Source organism: Rossellomorea marisflavi (assembly GCF_022170785.1).
Lineage (GTDB): Bacteria > Bacillota > Bacilli > Bacillales > Bacillaceae_B > Rossellomorea > Rossellomorea marisflavi_B.
Window position 1 is genome coordinate 1757548 of sequence record NZ_CP081870.1, and the last position, 15505, is coordinate 1773052.

Annotated in this window: 13 protein-coding genes; 12 read left to right on the plus strand and 1 reads right to left on the minus strand. The window is 47.7% G+C overall.

Features of this window, described 5'->3' with window-relative positions; all coding sequences use genetic code 11:
- Positions 1 to 3: 3 nt before the first annotated feature.
- From glsA to pyc, 4 genes are all read left to right on the plus strand, one after another.
- The gene (gene glsA / locus K6T23_RS09335) at positions 4 to 927 is read left to right on the plus strand and encodes a glutaminase A (RefSeq protein WP_056537495.1); all 924 of its coding nucleotides are present in this window, start codon (positions 4 to 6) and stop codon (positions 925 to 927) included.
- 139 nt (positions 928 to 1066) lie between these two features.
- Positions 1067 to 1348, plus strand: a complete 282-nt coding sequence (locus K6T23_RS09340; protein WP_056537492.1) for an Fpa/YlaN family protein — start codon at positions 1067 to 1069, stop codon at positions 1346 to 1348.
- Positions 1349 to 1446: 98 nt separating this feature from the next.
- On the plus strand, positions 1447 to 2658 hold the full coding sequence (locus tag K6T23_RS09345) for an FtsW/RodA/SpoVE family cell cycle protein (RefSeq protein WP_056537489.1): 1212 nt from the start codon (positions 1447 to 1449) through the stop codon (positions 2656 to 2658).
- 165 nt (positions 2659 to 2823) lie between these two features.
- Positions 2824 to 6267 carry a pyruvate carboxylase gene (pyc, locus tag K6T23_RS09350; protein WP_238284211.1) on the plus strand — a complete coding sequence of 1148 codons (3444 nt, stop codon included), beginning with the start codon at positions 2824 to 2826 and terminating at the stop codon, positions 6265 to 6267.
- 48 nt (positions 6268 to 6315) lie between these two features.
- On the opposite strand, the gene K6T23_RS09355 is transcribed toward pyc, so the two are convergent.
- Positions 6316 to 7221: a COX15/CtaA family protein gene (locus tag K6T23_RS09355; RefSeq protein ID WP_056537483.1), complete on the minus strand. Its 906-nt coding sequence runs from the start codon at positions 7219 to 7221 to the stop codon at positions 6316 to 6318.
- A gap of 480 nt (positions 7222 to 7701) precedes the next feature.
- On the opposite strand from K6T23_RS09355, the gene cyoE reads away from it, so the two are divergent.
- The 8 genes from cyoE (at position 7702) to K6T23_RS09395 (ending at position 15492) form a co-directional block, all read left to right on the plus strand.
- Positions 7702 to 8610 carry a heme o synthase gene (gene cyoE, locus K6T23_RS09360; RefSeq protein ID WP_056537480.1) on the plus strand — a complete coding sequence of 303 codons (909 nt, stop codon included), beginning with the start codon at positions 7702 to 7704 and terminating at the stop codon, positions 8608 to 8610.
- Positions 8611 to 8708: 98 nt separating this feature from the next.
- Positions 8709 to 9785 (plus strand): cytochrome c oxidase subunit II, encoded by a 1077-nt coding sequence (coxB, locus tag K6T23_RS09365; RefSeq protein WP_056537477.1) that lies wholly within the window; start codon positions 8709 to 8711, stop codon positions 9783 to 9785.
- Positions 9786 to 9814: 29 nt separating this feature from the next.
- Complete coding sequence (ctaD, locus tag K6T23_RS09370; RefSeq protein WP_053427407.1) at positions 9815 to 11686, plus strand: cytochrome c oxidase subunit I; 1872 nt, start codon at positions 9815 to 9817, stop codon at positions 11684 to 11686.
- Positions 11686 to 12315: a cytochrome (ubi)quinol oxidase subunit III gene (locus K6T23_RS09375; RefSeq protein WP_053427406.1), complete on the plus strand. Its 630-nt coding sequence runs from the start codon at positions 11686 to 11688 to the stop codon at positions 12313 to 12315. Before ctaD ends, K6T23_RS09375 begins: the two co-directional genes overlap by 1 nt.
- A 4-nt stretch (positions 12316 to 12319) precedes the next feature.
- A complete protein-coding gene (gene ctaF / locus K6T23_RS09380) occupies positions 12320 to 12652 on the plus strand; it encodes a cytochrome c oxidase subunit IVB (protein WP_053427405.1) in 333 nt (110 codons plus the stop codon).
- A gap of 162 nt (positions 12653 to 12814) precedes the next feature.
- Positions 12815 to 13723, plus strand: coding sequence for a cytochrome c oxidase assembly factor CtaG (ctaG, locus tag K6T23_RS09385; RefSeq protein ID WP_056537474.1), 909 nt, complete (start codon positions 12815 to 12817; stop codon positions 13721 to 13723).
- A gap of 40 nt (positions 13724 to 13763) precedes the next feature.
- A complete protein-coding gene (locus K6T23_RS09390; protein ID WP_048004168.1) occupies positions 13764 to 14225 on the plus strand; it encodes a DUF420 domain-containing protein in 462 nt (153 codons plus the stop codon).
- 145 nt (positions 14226 to 14370) lie between these two features.
- Positions 14371 to 15492 (plus strand): GNAT family N-acetyltransferase, encoded by a 1122-nt coding sequence (locus tag K6T23_RS09395; RefSeq protein ID WP_238284212.1) that lies wholly within the window; start codon positions 14371 to 14373, stop codon positions 15490 to 15492.
- Positions 15493 to 15505 lie beyond the last annotated feature (13 nt).

The window sequence follows — 15505 nt, forward strand, 5'->3', positions numbered from 1 at the left end:
ACGATGACACAAGCACAAAGGATCCTTGAAGAACTCATTCGGCAAGCTGCCCCGTATACAAAGGAAGGACGGGTCGCCGATTATATTCCTGCACTGAAAGAGCAGGATGCGGATGATCTGGCGATTTCCATTCACTTTCTGGATGGAAGGACATGCTATGCCGGATCACATATGAAAAGATTCACGCTGCAGAGTGTGTCCAAGGTGATCACACTGGCATTGGTCCTGATGGACTGTGGGCAGGAAGAGGTATTTTCCAAGGTGGGGATGGAGCCTACGGGTGACCCTTTCAACTCGATTGCAAAGCTAGAAACGAACAAGCCGTCAAAACCGCTCAACCCCATGATCAATGCCGGTGCACTGGCGGTGACCTCCATGATCAAGGGAGGGACATGCAGTGAAAAGTGGGAGCGGCTCATTGCATTCATCAACCACATGACGGGGGATGATGTGACGTATAACCGGGAAGTGGCGGAATCTGAGCTCAAAACCGCCGATCTCAACAGGGCCCTCTGTTATTTCATGAAGCAACACGGGGTGATCGATATCGATGTGGAAGAACTCCTGGATCTCTATACGAAACAATGTGCAGTTGAAATGAACTGCATGGATCTGGCGCGGATCGGAGCAGTCTTTGCCAATGATGGGGTGGAGCCGGGGTCGGGCAGGCGCATCATCACGAAGGATACGGCAAGGATTTGCAAGACCTTCATGGTGACATGCGGGATGTATAACCGTTCAGGGGAATTTGCCATTAAAGTAGGCATTCCTGCCAAAAGCGGTGTTTCGGGAGGCGTGATGGGTGCGGTACCCGGCAAATGCGGAATCGGCCTCTTCGGTCCTAGTCTTGATGACGTGGGAAACAGCGTGGCAGGTGTGAAGATCCTTGAGATGCTGAGCTCCCAATATTCCTGGAGTATTTTCTGATCTCTGATTTCTTCGATCCGTTCATTCATATGATTGTCATAGACTGGTGTCACAATCTCTGTTTTCTCTTGCATTTTACCCTGTTTAACGATAAAATTTTAAGACAGAATGTTATTTGTTCGGAATGGGGTGGACGACTGTGGCGTCAGAAATGACCATCAATCATAGAGAAAAGGCCTACGAGCTACTGAAGGCCGATGCAGATAAAATCTTGCAACTGATCAAAGTTCAAATGGACAATTTAACGATGCCTCAATGTCCTTTGTACGAGGAAGTATTGGACACTCAGATGTTCGGCCTTTCCCGTGAAATTGAATTCGCGGTCCGTTTGGGACTTGTGGATGATAGAGATGGCAAAGAGTTAATTGATTCTTTGGAAAGGGAACTTTCTGCCCTTCATGAAGCATCGACAAAAAAGTAAAATAGACATGACAACTCAAACAATACCTCATACTGTTGTTTGAGTTTTTTTATTAACCGGTATACATAAAGATATAGATGGTAAAGGATTGAAGAGCTATGTTCAAAAAAATATTGAAATCATACGACTACTCACTGATCGGGGTCTATCTGCTGTTGTGCATATTCGGCCTCGTGATGGTATACAGCTCCAGCATGGTCGTTGCTGTAGAAAAGTTCGGTATGGAAAGTGATTATTTCTATAAGAAGCAATTGCTGAATCTCGTCATCAGCTTTGTGGCTTTCCTGGCTGCAGCCTGGTTTCCTTACAAGGCGTTCAAAATCGGAAAGGTCCTGAAGACACTCATGCTTCTGGTCATCGCCCTTCTTATATCCGTTCACTTCTTCGGAAGCGTCGTCAATAACGCAAAAAGCTGGATCGACCTCGGAGTCATGAGGATTCAACCTTCCGAGTTCGCGAAGCTTGCCGTCATCATCTACCTTGGATCCGTCTATTCAAAGAAGCAGGCATACATAAATGATCTCAACAGAGGCTTGGCACCACCCCTTGTATTCCTTGGTTTCATCTGTTTCATCGTCTTCCTGGAGCCAGACTTCGGTACCGCGGCGATTATCTTCCTCATCGGTCTGATCGTGATACTTTGTTCCGGAATTAACCATAAGACGTTCTTCAAGCTAGCCGGGATGGCAGCTGCATTGGTAGTGATCGTCTCACCGATCATCTACCTTGCCCGGGGACATATCTTCACAGAGGTAAGGATGAACAGGATCAATGCCTACCTTTCCCCGTTCCAGGATGCACAGGGGATCGGGTACCAGCTCGTCAATTCCTACCTTGCCATCGGATCGGGCGGGGTCAAGGGACTCGGTCTAGGCCAGAGCGTACAGAAGCTTGGATATATCCCCGAGCCTCAGACGGATTTCATCATGGCGATCATAGCCGAAGAGCTGGGCATCTTCGGGGTGACATTTGTCATCCTTGGACTTGCCTATATTGTCCTCAGGGGAATCTACATCGGAGTCAAATGCCAAGATCCTTTCGGCACGATGATCGCCATCGGGATTTCCAGCATGATCGGGATCCAGGCTTTCATCAATCTCGGAGGAGTATCAGGACTCATCCCGATTACAGGGGTCCCGCTACCATTCATCAGCTATGGAGGCTCATCTCTTCTCGTCCTGTCCCTTTCACTGGGCGTTTTGGTGAACGTCGCAATGTTCAATCGTTATGAAGAAAAATATAAAACAAAGAAGGAAAATGACATTCCTTCGGAGAATATGTCTAATAATCGGAATTTTTATAAGATGTAAATGTAGAAAAATGCGGTTTTTCTCATTGAATGCCAATTCATTCATGCGTTGAACATGATTGCTTTGTCTAGGGTCTGCCCCCTAAGATACTTCTTTCGGGTCAGTCCTTTTTTCATAGAATGATAGATGAAGACATCAACCATGAAGAGCAAAAGGAGAGATTGTATGAAGAAGATTCAAAAAGTATTAGTAGCCAACCGTGGAGAAATTGCCATCCGGGTCTTTCGGGCATGCACCGAGCTGAATATCCGCACTGTCGCTGTATACAGTAAAGAAGATTCGGGCTCTTACCATCGCTATAAAGCGGATGAAGCGTATCTTGTGGGGGAAGGGAAGAAGCCGATCGACGCCTACCTTGATATCGAGGATATCATCAGGATCGCCAAGACGGCAGATGTCGATGCGATCCATCCCGGCTACGGGTTCTTATCCGAAAACATACATTTTGCCAGGAGATGCGAGGAAGAGGGCATCATCTTCGTCGGACCGCACACCAAACATCTTGATATGTTCGGTGACAAGGTCAAGGCCCGTCAGCAGGCAGTAGAAGCCAATATCCCCGTCATCCCGGGTACCGACGGACCTGTTCAGTCACTCGAAGAAGTCATCAGCTTCGGTAAGGATAACGGATTCCCGATCATCATCAAAGCTTCCCTGGGCGGGGGCGGACGCGGAATGCGGATCGTACGGAATCTTGAAAGCCTGAAAGAGGCGTACGAGCGTGCTAAATCCGAAGCAAAAGCTGCCTTCGGTAACGATGAGATCTATGTTGAGAAATTCGTTGAAAAGCCTAAGCATATCGAAGTCCAGATCCTCGGGGATGAAGAAGGGAATATCGTCCATCTCTATGAGCGGGACTGCTCGATCCAAAGAAGGCACCAAAAGGTTGTCGAGGTGGCACCATCGGTTTCCCTAGGAGATGACCTCAGGGAAGAGATTTGTGAAGCAGCAGTAAGATTGATGAAAAACGTCGATTATGTAAATGCAGGGACGGTCGAGTTCCTCGTGTCAGACGGACGCTTTTATTTCATCGAGGTCAATCCACGGGTACAGGTCGAGCATACAATCACCGAAATGGTGACCGGCGTCGATATCGTCCAATCGCAGCTCCTCATTGCAGAAGGGCACCCGCTTCACGGAAACAAACTCGGCATCCCTGAACAAGAAGATGTGAGGACGAACGGATTTGCGATTCAATCCCGTGTGACAACCGAGGATCCTTTGAATCAATTCATGCCTGATACAGGTAAGATCATGGCCTACCGTTCTGGAGGAGGATTCGGGGTAAGACTCGATGCAGGGAACGGCTTCCAGGGTGCTGTCATCACCCCATATTATGATTCTCTCCTTGTAAAGCTTTCAACGTGGGCCCTCACGTTCGAGCAGGCCGCGAGCAAAATGGTGAGGAACCTCCAGGAATTCAGGATCAGGGGAATCAAGACCAATATCCCGTTCCTTGAAAATGTCGTGAAACACGAAAAATTTGTGACGGGGAAGTATGATACCTCATTCATCGATACAACGCCTGAACTCTTCCTCTTCCCGAAACGGAAGGATAGGGGTACGAAAATGCTCACCTACATCGGGAATGTCACGATCAATGGGTTCCCAGGTGTAGAGAAAAGGAAAAAACCGGTTTTCGCAAAACCGCGTATTCCTTCCTTGCAAAATCCGGTAGCTGAACCGGCAAGGGGGACGAAACAAATCCTTGATGAAAAAGGGGCAGATGGCCTTGTCGAGTGGGTGAAGGAGCAGAAGTCGGTCCTCCTTACCGACACAACCTTCCGTGATGCCCATCAATCGCTTCTCGCGACCCGCGTGAGGACGACCGACCTGAAGGCCATTGCGGAGCCGACGGCAGAATTGCTGCCCGATCTCTTCTCCTATGAAATGTGGGGAGGAGCCACCTTTGATGTTGCGTATCGATTCTTGAAGGAAGATCCATGGGACAGGCTCCTGACTTTGAGGGAGCGGATTCCGAATGTCCTCTTCCAGATGCTACTCAGGGCGTCCAACGCAGTAGGCTACAAAAACTATCCGGATAATGTCATCCGTGAGTTCGTGGAAAAATCATCATATGCAGGTATCGATGTGTTCAGGATCTTTGACAGTCTCAACTGGGTGAAAGGAATGGAAGTCGCCATCGATGCGGTGCGCCAGAGCGGAAAGATCGCAGAAGCAGCCATCTGTTACACAGGGGACATTGAAGACGAAACGCGTGCAAAATATAATATCGATTATTACAAAGAGATCGCCAGGGAATTGGAAGCAAGCGGGGCCCATATGCTGGCAATCAAAGATATGGCTGGTCTCCTCAAGCCTCAGTCAGCATATCGTCTGATTTCTGAGCTTAAGAGCACCGTTGACTTGCCGATCCACCTCCATACTCATGACACAAGCGGGAATGGGATCTATACGTATGCAAAAGCCGTTGAAGCAGGAGTGGACATCGTCGATACAGCTCTCAGTACAATGTCCGGACTGACCTCCCAGCCTAGTGCCAACACACTCTATTACGCGTTGAAGGGGACGGAGCGGGAGCCGAAGGTAGACATCAAATCCCTCGAGAACCTATCTCATTATTGGGAGGATGTTCGTAAGTATTACACAGACTTCGAAAGCGGGATGATGTCGCCTCATTCGGAAGTGTATAAGCATGAAATGCCGGGAGGACAATACAGCAATTTGCAGCAGCAGGCGAAGGCTGTCGGACTCGGCGATCGCTGGGAGGAAGTAAAGGACATGTACGCGAGGGTAAATCAGCTCTTTGGCGATATCGTCAAAGTGACCCCGTCTTCTAAAGTGGTGGGGGATATGGCCCTCTTCATGGTACAGAATGAATTGGACGAGGAGACGGTACTGGAAAGAGGGGAAAAGATCGATTTCCCTGACTCAGTCATCGAACTGTTCGAAGGCTACCTAGGTCAGCCTCACGGAGGCTTCCCAGAAGACCTTCAGCGAGTCATCCTCAAAGGCCGTACACCGATTACTGTCCGTCCGGGGGAACTTCTGGATGACGTGGACTTCAACGCTTTGAAAGAGAAACTATTTGAAGACCTTAAACGTCAGGTGACGAGTTTTGACGCTCTAGGGTATGCTCTTTATCCTAAAGTCTTTATGGAATATGCCAGTATGGTGGATCAATTCGGAGATATTTCCGTACTCGATACGCCGACCTTCCTTTTCGGCATGAGGCTTGGTGAGGAAATCGAAGTCGAGATTGAAACAGGGAAGACGCTTATTGTCAAATTGGTCTCAATCGGACAAGCTCAGGCGGATGGTACAAGGGTCGTTTATTTTGAATTGAACGGTCAGCCGCGTGAAGTGGTGATCAGGGACGAAAGCATTAAATCCACCGTTGCCGTCAAAATGAAGGCCGATCCTAAAAAAGAATCACATCTCGGTGCATCCATGCCGGGAACCGTCATCAAAGTTGTTTCTGAAAAAGGGGAAAAGGTCCAAAAAGGAGATCACCTCATGATTACAGAAGCGATGAAGATGGAAACGACGGTTCAAGCCCCGTTTGCGGGAACAGTGAAAGAAATCTATGTTTCAAACGGGGATGCCATTTCCCCTGGGGATCTATTGATCGAAGTAGAGAAATCCTGATAACAAAAAAGATTCCGGTCCATGGAGGACCGGAATCTTTTTTGTTTTTTATTGACGTTTCTTGCTTCTCGACCCAAGCATGATCAAGTAGCAGAGAAGTCCGAACAAGCAGGAGATGATGAGGGCGTGCAGGAGGGCAACTGCCAGGTTCAATCTGGTCAGAACGACCAGCGCCCCTGTCGTAGCCTGCAGGGTCACGAGGATCAAGGCGATGATCCATCCCCAGTATACTACCTTTTGCTGTTTGTATTTCTTAACTGCCAAGACTGTGACGTATGCAATCCAGACAAACACGAGGGCGGCAGCAGTACGATGCCCCATTTGAATCCACTCGTACATATTTGTCGGGAGTCCGATGCTTGAATTCACACAGAACGGCCAATCCTTACATACGAGGCTTGATTCAGTGTGTCGGACGAGTGCTCCGGTGTAGACGACCATATACGTATAGATCGTCACCCCGATTGTGTGCCATCTCATCCGCTTATCGATAATTACCTTGTCTGCTTCGAACTTTTGATCAACTTCGAAAATCAGGAGGGTCAAGAGTAATACGGAAGCGAATGAAATGAGTGATATGCCGAAGTGGATGGCTAGGACAAAATCAGATTGTCCCCATTTAACCGCCGCAGCGCCGATCAATCCTTGAAGGACAAGGAAGAAAAAGGAGAGGATCGCCAAAAACTTCGTTTCACGCTTATGGCCGATCGCCTTCCACGACCAGATAGAGAGGGCCAGTAGCAGGAGTCCGACTCCGCCGGAAACAACCCTGTGCGCAAGCTCGATGACGAGCTCGATGGTGATATTATCAGGAATCAATTGTCCGTGGCATAGGGGCCAGGAACGACCGCAGCCCATTCCGGAGCCGGTTTTCGTTACGAGTGCACCGCCCAGTAGGACAAATAACATACCAAGACTTGTAAGAACAGCAAGCCATTTTAAACCTTTATGCAAATTCTTCACCTTCTTAACTGATAGAATGCACATATGATCAGTATTGTAGTAAAATATATGCCTCTTCGATGATACCGGACCAGGCGTGAAAACTCAATAAATAAGATGTTACAGAATTTCGAGCAATTATCGACATTTTTCCAACGAACGCCGATTAAGTCTTTACATGCAGAAAGAGTGGAAAACCGGTAGTAGTTTTATCCTAATTGCTAGAATATTAAAATCTGTAAGCGCTTATCATATATTTATGGTATGATTGTCAAAGACCCGTCCTAACTTATTTTCTTCACAATTTCTTCACATTATTGGATAAATATCTTCCAAAAACGGAAATATATATGGTTTAATATTATATTGATAGCGTCTTTACGGTTAGACGAGTCGGTTTTTGTAAACGATTTAATTGTAGGAATATGTCAAACATATCCTTTGCTATGGCGGTCGGGACCCGGCCCTCATGCGTTGGGGAGGAGGAAGTAGATGAGCAACAGTCGAACGATGACCGATGCCATGGGGGAGACTGCGTCCTCAGCATGGAAGGATTTCCTTTCATTGATTAAAATTGGGATCGTCAATTCCAATCTGATTACCACCTTTACCGGGATGTGGCTCGCCTTTTACTTTTCAGGTGCCCATTTTCTTCAATCCTTGGATGTCATTTTCCTCACGCTGGTCGGTTCATCCTTCATCATTGCCGGTTCCTGTGCAGTGAATAATGTGTACGACCGGGATATCGATCACGTGATGGACCGTACAAAGGGGAGGCCCACCGTTACAGGTAAGATCCACTCCGGTAAAGCTCTCGCCATCGGACTGTTCATGATCTTACTCGGCACCATCATGTTATTCATGACGACCATCACAGCAGGTGTCATCGGTCTCATAGGGGTCATCTGCTACGTCCTCCTCTATACGATGTGGTCGAAGAGGAGATATGTCAGTAACACCATTGTGGGCAGTATCTCCGGTGCGGTTCCCCCGTTAATCGGGTGGGCAGCGGTGGACGGAGGCTTGAGTACGACAGCATGGGTGCTTTTCCTCCTCATGTTCATCTGGCAACCTCCGCATTTTTATGCACTCGCCATGAAACGGGTTGAAGAATACCGAGCAGCCAATATCCCGATGCTTCCCGTAGTCAAAGGCTTTAAAGTGACGAAACATCACATCGTCTGGTGGGTGGCGGCCCTTCTTCCGCTTCCATTCTTCCTGCTCGACCTTGGTCTTCCGTTCTTTATCCTTGCGACGGCATTCAATATCGGGTGGCTTGCCCTCGGACTTGCAGGCTATAAGATGAAGGATGAAATCAAATGGTCGCGCCTTATGTTTGTTTATTCTCTGAACTACCTGACCATCTTGTTTGTAGCGATGGTGATTGTCACCGTCGTTTAACATAGGAATTCTTTCTTAAAAGAAATCCAAATAGATCTTTTTTTAAGTCCTTGTTTTACTCAAGAGTCTATTTTACGAAAGAGGGGTTTGATTAAGCTATGAAAGCAAGGCTATCCAAGTGGCGTCTATTCACGATCCTCGCGATGGTGGCGCTCGTCCTTTCAGGTTGCGGGGAACCGTTCCTATCCACTTTACAGCCTGCGGGTGAAGTAGCGCAGGACCAATACGATCTTATGATCCTGTCCACGTTGATCATGGTTCTCGTCATCATTGTGGTCGTCATCGTCTACATGATCGCCATCATCCGTTTTCGCAGGAAAAAAGGGGACAAAACGATTCCTAAGCAGGTTGAAGGGAGTCACACACTCGAAATCATCTGGACGGTCATTCCGATCATCCTTCTTTTGATCCTGGCCGTACCGACCGTTACATCCACGTTCAAACTTGCTGATACAAAGGCGATGGACAAAAAGGATGCAGACGGGAACAGAGAAGCACTCGTAATCAATGTCCGTGCCAATCTGTACTGGTGGGAATTCGAGTATCCGGATGAGAAGATCATCACCTCACAGGATCTCGTTGTACCGACCGATCAAAGGGTTTACTTCAATGTAACAGCTTCTGACGTGAAGCATTCGTTCTGGATTCCGGCAGCAGGCGGAAAGATCGATACGAACGTGGATAACGTCAATAAGTTCTTCCTTCAATTCGATGGGGAAAAAGCGAAGGAAGCAGAAGGGCTCTTCTACGGGAAATGTGCAGAGCTTTGTGGACCGTCCCATGCATTGATGGACTTCAAGGTTAAAGCGCTTCCGCAGGAGGAATACACTGCCTGGGTTGAAGATATGAAAAATGCAGGAGAACCGGAGCCTTCCTCGGACCTTGCAAAAGAAGGACAAGAGATCTTCAACAACAAATGTCTTGCCTGTCACGCTGTTTCACCACAGGACGGTCGACCGGAGCAGGCCCGGACAGCACCTAACCTTGCCACATTCGGTGAACGTAACAGAATCGCCGGAGTCTTGGATCACAATGAAGAAGAGCTGAAAAACTGGCTCAGCGATCCGGACCAATACAAGCCTGGTAATAAGATGACAGGTACATACGGCAAATTGACCGATGATGAGATGGATGCACTTGCAGAATATCTCATGGGTCTGAAGGTACAAGATTAAAGGGGAAAGAGTAAAAGGGAGGTTTAATCGTGAGTAGCTACGCACAGAAAAAAGGCTTCGGCGCGACTCTTTGGGATTACCTGACAACAGTTGATCACAAGAAGATCGCCATCCTTTACCTCGCGGCAGGGGGATTCTTCTTCCTTGTCGGTGGTTTGGAAGCCCTTATCATACGTATACAGCTGGCGGTACCGAATAATGATTTCGTGAGCGCCGGTTTGTACAACGAAGTATTGACCATGCATGGTACGACCATGATTTTCTTGGCGGCCATGCCACTGATTTTTGCATTCATGAATGCAGTCGTCCCGCTCCAGATCGGCGCGCGTGATGTAGCATTCCCATTCCTGAACTCATTGGGCTTCTGGCTGTTCTTTGCCGGAGGGGTGTTCCTGAACATGTCCTGGTTCCTGGGCGGTGCTCCTGATGCAGGGTGGACGTCTTATGCGTCCTTATCACTAAACTCACCTGGACATGGGATCGACTTCTATGTCCTCGGGCTTCAAATCTCCGGGGCTGGTACGCTGATCGGGGGGATCAACTTCCTCGTCACCATCATCAATATGAGGGCTCCTGGAATGACCTATATGCGTATGCCATTGTTCACATGGACCGTATTCGTCACATCCGCTCTCATCTTGTTCGCATTCCCGGCTTTGACAGTGGGATTATTCCTGATGTTATTCGACCGCATGTTCGGTTCTAACTTCTTCGTTGTCGCCAATGGTGGTAACACGATCATCTGGGAGCATTTCTTCTGGATATTCGGACATCCTGAAGTATATATCCTTGTGCTTCCGGCATTCGGAATATTCTCGGAAATCATTCCTCACTTCTCGAGGAAGCGGCTATTTGGATACTCATCCATGGTCTTTGCCACGGTATTGATCGGATTCCTCGGCTTCATGGTATGGGCCCATCATATGTTCACAGTCGGACTAGGCCCGATCGCAAACGCCATCTTCGCCGTTGCCACCATGGCCATCGCGGTACCGACGGGGATCAAGATCTTCAACTGGCTCCTCACGATGTGGGGCGGCAGTCTCAGTTTTACGACTCCGATGCTTTATGCGGTCGCCTTCATCCCGACTTTCGTAGCGGGTGGGGTAACCGGGATCATGAACGCATCTGCGACAGCAGATTATCAGTTCCATGATACGTATTTCGTCGTTGCCCATTTCCACTATGTCATCGTAGGGGGAGTCGTATTCGCACTTCTTGCCGGAACGCACTACTACTGGCCGAAAATCTTTGGAACCATGCTGAATGACTTCTTGGGCAAGATCACGTTCTGGTTGTTCTTTATCGGTTTCCATCTTACGTTCTTCATCCAGCATTTCCTTGGGTTGATGGGAATGCCACGTCGTATCTGGAAGTTCCTTCCTGGTCAAGGTCTTGACAATGGAAATCTGGTATCTTCCATCGGAGCAGGATTCATGGGCGTAGCCGTCATCTTCCTGCTGATCAATATCATCTCTACACAGGTGAAAGGTGTCCGGGTCGGCAATGATCCATGGGGCGACGGACGTACCATCGAATGGGCCATTCCTTCACCGCCGCCATTCTACAACTTCAAACAGACACCGCTTATCCGTGGGTTGGATGCGTACTGGCTGGAGAAGATGGAGGGGAAAGACGGATTGACACCTGCGGAACCAATCGGTGATATCCATATGCCGAATAATTCCATCATCCCGCTTATCGTCTCACTCGGTCTGTTCATTGCGGCTTTCGGTGCCATGTATCATGTGGATGATAAAGCATGGGCTCTTCCTGTCCTCATCATCGGCATGCTGATCACACTCGGAGCGATGTTCTTCCGTTCGGTTCTGGATGATCATGGGTACCACGTCCATAAGGAAGATCTGCTTGATGACGATGATAAAGGGGGTAAGGCATAATGCATGCAGATGAAAAATTCACGCCTAAGACCTGGCCGGCCTCCCCTGAGAAGGCCACCCTTGAAGGAAAGAATAAATTTATGGGCTTCTGGTTTTTCCTTGGTGGGGAAACCGTCCTGTTCGGCTCATTGTTTGCCACATATTTGGCACTGAAGGATAAAGTACCAAGTGACAGTCATGCGCTGGCAAAGGATATATTCGATCTGCCGCTGGCATTCCTTGCTACGATGCTCCTTTTGGTCAGCTCACTGACAAGCGTTTATGCCATGTACCACATGAAGAACTACAACGTTAAGAGGATGCAGGCCTGGTTATTGATTACAGTCTTGCTTGGAGCAGCATTCCTTGCACTGGAAATCTATGAGTTCAATCATTATGTACATGAATATGGCCACACCTTTACTAGTTCTGCTTTCGGTTCTTCTTTCTACACCCTTGTAGGCTTCCATGGAGCTCACGTGGCCTTCGGTCTTCTTTGGATCGTCACGCTCATGCTCAGGAATGCTAAAAGGGGATTGAACCTTTACAACGCTCCGAAATTCTATCTAGCGTCACTCTATTGGCATTTTATCGACGTTGTTTGGGTATTTATCTTTACAGTAGTATATTTAATGGGAATGGTGGGATAAACTGATGGCGAATCAACAATCAAATTCAGGTAACCCAAGCGTGGATTACGAGTACAGACGCAGGAAGAATAAAGAAGATATGCGGATGCAACTCACCGCCTTCATGCTCATGATCTTCTTGACATTGATTGCGTTCATAGCTGTTGCAGGGGATTTCGATAAGTATTTCGTCCTTCCTTTCATCCTGCTTCTTGCCGTGGTCCAGCTTGTATTCCAATTGTATTATTTCATGCATATGAGCCATAAAGGACATGAAGCCCCGTCGCTTTTCCTGTATTCAGGTGCGCTGGTGGCCTTTATCACGATCTTGGCTTTCCTTACAATCGTTTGGATCTAAAAGAGGGAATGACCGGCCACGGAGTTTGTGGCCGGTCATTTTTCTTCGTGTTTGAACCGTACTGCCTTAATGTTCATGACTTTGTCAACAGGTCACATTGAAGTGCCTGAGGGGAGTCAGTATAATGAGGGTAAGTGCTATAAGTGAAATGGGGTGTGGAAAATGCCTTTGGGTATTTTTGGATTTATGGCGTTGTGGAGTCCATTTTTCATTGTGGCTCTTGTATTTTTAACTGCGGTGTATTTTTTGCTGACCGTGAAATGGCGAAGAAGCTTTCCGGATAGCGAACCGCTGAAAAAGAAACAGGCAGTGTACTTTATATTGGGAATGCTGCTCCTCTATGTAGTCAAGGGTTCACCCGTCGAGGTGTTGAGTTCCATTTTGTTTTCAGCCCATATGACCCAGATGGCTCTGCTGTATCTGGTCGTCACCCCGCTTATCATTTTGGGAATCCCCACGTGGGTGTGGAAGGCCGTCATCAAACTTCCGGTCATCAAAGGCGTGTTCGGGTTCATGACGAAACCCCTTATATCTCTTTTGTCATTCAATGTGATTTTCTCGATTTATCATATTCCGATCGTATTCGACCATGTTAGGACGGATCCGACTTCGCATGGCCTCGCCATGACGATCCTCTTCATCCTTTCACTTTTCATGTGGTGGCCACTCTTGAATCCGGGAGATGAGGATATTGATCTCAGCGGACTGAAAAGGATCGGATATATCCTTGGGAGCGCTGTCCTATTGACACCTGCCTGTGGATTGATTATATTTGCTGAGAATCCTTTGTATGCTCCGTACTATGACCCTCAGGAATTCATGAAAGCGTTGGCTCTCTGTGTTCCTGCGAATACCCTTGATGGCTTAAGCATCAGTGGTCCCGAATTATTTACGAATATGTCCATCGAAAACGACCAGCAGCTCGGTGGTGTCATCATGAAGATCATCCAGGAGATTGTATTCGGTGTGATGCTGTTCAATCTGTTTTTCCAATGGTACCGGAGTGATCAAGAAAAACAAGAGAAGCTGTCATATGACCCTGTCATTGATCCATCTTCAACCGAATCGTAAAAAGCAATATTTACACTAGAAAAAGCGAGGATTTGAGATTATGTCGTTACCAGTCTTACCTACGATCAGCACGAGCTTTATCGTCCTCAGTGCGATCACCGTTGCCATCGGGTGGTGGCAGATAAAGAAAAGGGAATTCGAAAAACACCAGAAGACCATGACGTTGGCAGGTATCTTTGCCCTCATCTTCTTCATCATCTACGCCAGTCGTACGATTTTCATTGGGAACACTTCCTTCGGAGGTCCTGATGATCTGAAAATCTATTACACGATCTTCCTCGTCTTCCACATCACATTGGCTACAATCGGTGCGGTATTCGGGCTGATGAGCTTATGGACAGGCTATCAGGATCGTCTGAAAAGACACAGGAAACTTGGTCCGATCACGAGCATCATTTGGTTCTTTACCGCGATCACCGGTGTAGCAGTTTATTTGCTTCTGTACGTCTTTTACCATGGAGGGGAGACGACTTCCGTCATTAAGGCCATCCTTGGAAATTGATCAAGCAGCCGCCAGCTTATTGGCGGTTTTTTATTTTCACTCATTGCAGAACGGTAGTGATCGAAATCTGTGTTAAAGGGATTAGATTCATTAGAGGATATCATAGGTTTGTACCGAATAGTTTAAGGTGAAAGGAGGATATACGATGATACGAACCCTTGAAGAACGGGACTATAGCCAGTCCCTGCAGCTGTCAGAATACGCGTTTCAATATAAGCTATCTGAAGAGGAGCGGGAACAAAGACGTGAACAGATGGGGGATCAGAAGATCTTTGGGATTTTCCACGACGATCACCTGGCGGCTAAGCTTCACCTCATGCCATTCCAGACCTGGTTTGGAGATCGGATGATCCCAATGGGAGGTGTGGCCGGAGTCGCCACCTACCCGGAGTATCGAAGGAACGGATATGTTAGGAAGCTCCTCCTTCACTCTCTAGAAGCAATGAAGGAAGCGGGACAGATCATATCCATGCTCCATCCGTTTTATATTGATTTCTATCGGAAATTCGGTTGGGAGGTATTTGCATCTTATCGCCAGATGACAGTGGATCAGAAGGAATTGAGTCCCTTATCAACCTCCACGGGTACCATTCGACGTGGAGGAGTTACAAAAGAAGTGATGGAAGCCTATGATCGATACGCAAAGAAACATAATGGGATGCTCGTTCGGACGAATGGATGGTGGAAGAAGAAAGAAGATCAGTGGTCCATTGCGACCTATCATGAAGGCGAAATGCAAGGGTACATACTATACACCATCTCAGAAGGCGTGATGACCGTCGATGAATTTCTCCCACTGACCCCGGGGGCAAGGAAAGGGCTTTGGAATTTCATTTGTCAGCATGATTCCATGGTACTAACGGTTAAGGTGAAGCTGGCAGAAGGGGAGGTTTTGCCATTGATGCTGAAAAATCCACGCATCAAGGTGGAGGACTATCCTTATTTCATGACAAGGGTCGTGGATGTAGAGCCGTTCCTAAAAACGTATTTGCGGGATAAAGAAACATTCGAAGCCTTTACGTTGAAAGTAGTAGATCAACATGCACCTTGGAATTCAGCTGTCTGGCATCTTTCTGTGAATGGGGTGGAACGACGTGATGGCAGCACGGCAGATGTGGAATTGGGCATCAGGGAATTATCAGCTTTTACCTTTGGCTTTTTGAGTGCGTTAGATTTAGAGGCTATGGGCCATATCGACGCTGGTGAGGTCACCTTTCTTGAATCGATCAGTACAGCAAGGAAGACCTGCTTCCAAGATTTTTTCTGATTCAATGACAAAA

Coding starts and splice junctions, on each gene's coding strand:
- glsA (WP_056537495.1), top strand. CDS start 4: ATGACACAAGCACAAAGGATCCTTGAAGAACTCATTCGGCAAGCTGCC.
- K6T23_RS09345 (WP_056537489.1), top strand. CDS start 1,447: ATGTTCAAAAAAATATTGAAATCATACGACTACTCACTGATCGGGGTC.
- pyc (WP_238284211.1), top strand. CDS start 2,824: ATGAAGAAGATTCAAAAAGTATTAGTAGCCAACCGTGGAGAAATTGCC.
- cyoE (WP_056537480.1), top strand. CDS start 7,702: ATGAGCAACAGTCGAACGATGACCGATGCCATGGGGGAGACTGCGTCC.
- coxB (WP_056537477.1), top strand. CDS start 8,709: ATGAAAGCAAGGCTATCCAAGTGGCGTCTATTCACGATCCTCGCGATG.
- K6T23_RS09375 (WP_053427406.1), top strand. CDS start 11,686: ATGCATGCAGATGAAAAATTCACGCCTAAGACCTGGCCGGCCTCCCCT.
- ctaF (WP_053427405.1), top strand. CDS start 12,320: ATGGCGAATCAACAATCAAATTCAGGTAACCCAAGCGTGGATTACGAG.
- ctaG (WP_056537474.1), top strand. CDS start 12,815: ATGCCTTTGGGTATTTTTGGATTTATGGCGTTGTGGAGTCCATTTTTC.
- K6T23_RS09390 (WP_048004168.1), top strand. CDS start 13,764: ATGTCGTTACCAGTCTTACCTACGATCAGCACGAGCTTTATCGTCCTC.
- K6T23_RS09395 (WP_238284212.1), top strand. CDS start 14,371: ATGATACGAACCCTTGAAGAACGGGACTATAGCCAGTCCCTGCAGCTG.